The sequence below is a fragment of the Bacillus sp. NMCC46 genome (assembly GCF_002998465.1).
Lineage (GTDB): Bacteria > Bacillota > Bacilli > Bacillales > Bacillaceae > Bacillus.
Genome location: NZ_PVQZ01000014.1, coordinates 1 through 2,964 on the forward strand (window position 1 = coordinate 1; position 2,964 = coordinate 2,964).

Consider the following 2,964-nt stretch of genomic DNA (forward strand, 5'->3'; position numbering starts at 1 on the left):
GAGGGGAAAACAAAACGTGAGTGAGCAAGTTCTCCTCACAGCTGCGTGCCAGAACATGAAGAAGATTGCCACACACCTAGCGAAGCTAGGCTAGGTGTGTGGGAGGCCTTTTTCATTAAATCCCATCCATCATAATTACGATGAAAATAAAAAAGATTGTAGAAAAACATGAGTTTCTCTACAATCTGACGCCTGCAGCCGCAGGCGTTTTTTCATGAGGAATTGCTTCAAATTGGAACTAGTCTTACAGACAAAATTGCTCATACTAACATTATGTTTGATATGAAAGGATGATCGCTTTGTTGTCTAAAGACGAATTACATCATTTGAAGCAGCGACTTCTCGATGAAAAACAAGAACTCGAAGCTAAAAGCCATGACGATGAACAAAAAGTATCATTTCCTTATGATTCGCTCGGAGAACTGTCAGCCTATGATAACCACCCAGGTGATCAAGGGACAGAGCTATTCGAACGCGGGAAAGATATTGCGTTAAACAGTTTGGAACATGAACATCTGTTAGACATCAATGAAGCACTTCAAGCCATCACAGACGGCTCTTATGGTCTGTGCAAGGTCTGTAAGGCCCCTATTCCAAAGGAACGCTTAGAAGCCTTGCCTAGTGCCGTCACATGCACAGAACATTCAAAAGAACAAACCGTTTCACAAAACCGTCCGATTGAAGAGGATTTATTAAGTCCGCCATCAGATCAATTTGAAAATGAAGAAAGCGCAGCCTATGATGGAGAGGATGCATATCAAGACGTAGAACGCTATGGAAACTCTGATACCCCGTCCGATATGGAATTCCCTCCATTGACATACGATGATGTGTATACGCAATCAGAAGATGAAGATTATGTGGAGGACTATGAAGGATTCGCAGCAGCTGATATTGAGGGCAAAGCAAGCAAGGTATATCCAAATAAAGCCCACGAAGCCTATGAAGAGGCATTAGACGAAGAAGGTGTCATGACGGTATTTGGTGACTTGAAGCCGTACGAAGAAGAACCTTATACAGAAGAAAATCATTAGTCCCCTCATATTGGGGGCTTTATGTTTATATCATGTAATGATTGGGAAATCACTTTAAGAGTGAATTTGATTGGAGGAGATTCTTAATGGCAAGAAAAAGTATCATTTGGGCAGTGGTTGTCTTCTTTATTACATACGCATTATTCTCTATTGCCGGATTCTTGTTTCCGATTGACAGAGAGTGGTATGATGCACTGAATAAACCAGAATGGACACCGAGTGGTGGTGTAATTGGTGCTGTGTGGGCTGTCTTATTTGCTCTGATCTCGTTGTCCGCAGCGATCATTTATGGAAAGTACGGATTTCAAAAAATCACTTTACCATTTTGGATTCTTTTTCTTTTAAATTACGTATTTAATCAAGCCTTTAGTTTTTTTCAATTTACACAAAAAGATTTATTTGCCGCTACGATCGACTGCCTGCTTGTAGCACTGACAGCACTTGCACTTGTCATCGTCTCGCGTAAACTAAGCAAAGTCGTTCCAATTTTACTGGTCCCTTATGTCTTATGGGGCTTCTTTGCGACATACTTGTCTTATACGATCTATTCCATGAATATGTAAAAAAAGATCGCTATGATGGCGGTCTTTCCTTTTGAAGAAAATAAAAAAGAGATCTTTGACAAGACCTCTTTTAAACATGACCCGTACGGGATTCGAACCCGTGTTACCGCCGTGAAAGGGCGGTGTCTTAACCGCTTGACCAACGGGCCAGATAAATGGCGGAGAAGGAGGGATTTGAACCCTCGCGCCGCTTGCGCGACCTACACCCTTAGCAGGGGCGCCTCTTCAGCCACTTGAGTACTTCTCCATTTGGCTCCGCAGGTAGGACTCGAACCTACGACCGATCGGTTAACAGCCGATAGCTCTACCACTGAGCTACTGCGGAATATCATGGTGGGCCTGAGTGGACTCGAACCACCGACCTCACGCTTATCAGGCGTGCGCTCTAACCAGCTGAGCTACAGGCCCATGAACGGATATACAAATGGAGCGGGTGATGGGAATCGAACCCACGACATCAGCTTGGAAGGCTGAGGTTTTACCACTAAACTACACCCGCAAAAATATGTATGGGGCGATTGATGGGAATCGAACCCACGAGTGCCAGAGCCACAATCTGGTGCGTTAACCACTTCGCCACAACCGCCATACTGTCAATATTTTTTTATAAAAGTGGCTCGGGACGGAATCGAACCGCCGACACACGGATTTTCAGTCCGTTGCTCTACCAACTGAGCTACCGAGCCAAGTATTCTTTTTGAAAATGGCGGTCCGGACGGGACTCGAACCCGCGACCTCCTGCGTGACAGGCAGGCATTCTAACCAACTGAACTACCGGACCATTTTGGTTGCGGGGGCAGGATTTGAACCTGCGACCTTCGGGTTATGAGCCCGACGAGCTACCGAACTGCTCCACCCCGCGATGATATGGGTTTTAAAAAATATGGCGGAGGAAGAGGGATTCGAACCCCCGCGGGCTTTGACACCCCTGTCGGTTTTCAAGACCGATCCCTTCAGCCGGACTTGGGTATTCCTCCGTATAGATGGTGGACCTTGTAGGACTCGAACCTACGACCGGACGGTTATGAGCCGTCTGCTCTAACCAACTGAGCTAAAGGTCCTTTATAGCGGCGGAGGGGATCGAACCCCCGACCTCACGGGTATGAACCGTACGCTCTAGCCAGCTGAGCTACACCGCCATGATCAAAATAATCTTTTAAAAAGTGGAGCCTAGCGGGATCGAACCGCTGACCTCCTGCGTGCAAGGCAGGCGCTCTCCCAGCTGAGCTAAGGCCCCATAAAAGATGGTCGGGAAGACAGGATTCGAACCTGCGACCCCTTGGTCCCAAACCAAGTGCTCTACCAAGCTGAGCTACTTCCCGATCTTAATGGCGCGCCCGAGAGGAGTCGAACCCCTAACCTTTTGA

At 46.7% G+C, this 2,964-nt stretch carries 2 protein-coding genes and 14 tRNA genes; 2 read left to right on the plus strand and 14 right to left on the minus strand.

Translation table 11 applies throughout. From position 1 onward, the window contains the following. Positions 1–299 precede the first annotated feature (299 nt). Both C6Y01_RS18695 and C6Y01_RS18700 read left to right on the plus strand, forming a co-directional pair. Entirely contained in the window at positions 300–1,034 is a 735-nt protein-coding gene (locus C6Y01_RS18695) for a TraR/DksA C4-type zinc finger protein (RefSeq protein WP_106038608.1), read from the plus strand. Positions 1,035–1,120: 86 nt separating this feature from the next. Next, complete coding sequence (locus tag C6Y01_RS18700; RefSeq protein WP_034665254.1) at positions 1,121–1,597, plus strand: TspO/MBR family protein; 477 nt, start codon at positions 1,121–1,123, stop codon at positions 1,595–1,597. A 77-nt stretch (positions 1,598–1,674) separates the two neighbouring features. Here C6Y01_RS18700 and C6Y01_RS18705 read toward each other — a convergent pair. The 14 genes from C6Y01_RS18705 to C6Y01_RS18770 all read right to left on the minus strand — a co-directional run bounded on the left by C6Y01_RS18705 (position 1,675) and on the right by C6Y01_RS18770 (position 2,919). Beyond that, positions 1,675–1,746, minus strand: a tRNA-Glu gene (locus C6Y01_RS18705). 7 nt (positions 1,747–1,753) lie between these two features. Further along, positions 1,754–1,844: transfer RNA gene (locus tag C6Y01_RS18710), tRNA-Ser, on the minus strand. 3 nt (positions 1,845–1,847) lie between these two features. Further along, positions 1,848–1,922: transfer RNA gene (locus C6Y01_RS18715), tRNA-Asn, on the minus strand. A 6-nt stretch (positions 1,923–1,928) separates the two neighbouring features. Beyond that, positions 1,929–2,005 (minus strand) — tRNA-Ile (locus tag C6Y01_RS18720). A gap of 17 nt (positions 2,006–2,022) precedes the next feature. After that, positions 2,023–2,096, minus strand: a tRNA-Gly gene (locus C6Y01_RS18725). An 11-nt stretch (positions 2,097–2,107) separates the two neighbouring features. Next, a tRNA-His gene (locus C6Y01_RS18730) sits at positions 2,108–2,183 on the minus strand. 27 nt (positions 2,184–2,210) lie between these two features. Then, positions 2,211–2,283, minus strand: a tRNA-Phe gene (locus C6Y01_RS18735). A gap of 18 nt (positions 2,284–2,301) precedes the next feature. After that, positions 2,302–2,378: transfer RNA gene (locus C6Y01_RS18740), tRNA-Asp, on the minus strand. A 4-nt stretch (positions 2,379–2,382) separates the two neighbouring features. Beyond that, positions 2,383–2,459: transfer RNA gene (locus C6Y01_RS18745), tRNA-Met, on the minus strand. 22 nt (positions 2,460–2,481) lie between these two features. Then, positions 2,482–2,574, minus strand: a tRNA-Ser gene (locus tag C6Y01_RS18750). Positions 2,575–2,581: 7 nt separating this feature from the next. Continuing rightward, positions 2,582–2,658, minus strand: a tRNA-Ile gene (locus C6Y01_RS18755). 4 nt (positions 2,659–2,662) lie between these two features. Beyond that, a tRNA-Met gene (locus C6Y01_RS18760) sits at positions 2,663–2,736 on the minus strand. A gap of 25 nt (positions 2,737–2,761) precedes the next feature. Next, positions 2,762–2,834, minus strand: a tRNA-Ala gene (locus C6Y01_RS18765). 8 nt (positions 2,835–2,842) lie between these two features. Further along, a tRNA-Pro gene (locus tag C6Y01_RS18770) sits at positions 2,843–2,919 on the minus strand. Positions 2,920–2,964 lie beyond the last annotated feature (45 nt).

Bases quoted from the DNA above. Each gene is read 5' to 3' on its own strand.
- C6Y01_RS18700 (WP_034665254.1), top strand. From the start codon at position 1,121: ATGGCAAGAAAAAGTATCATTTGGGCAGTGGTTGTCTTCTTTATTACA.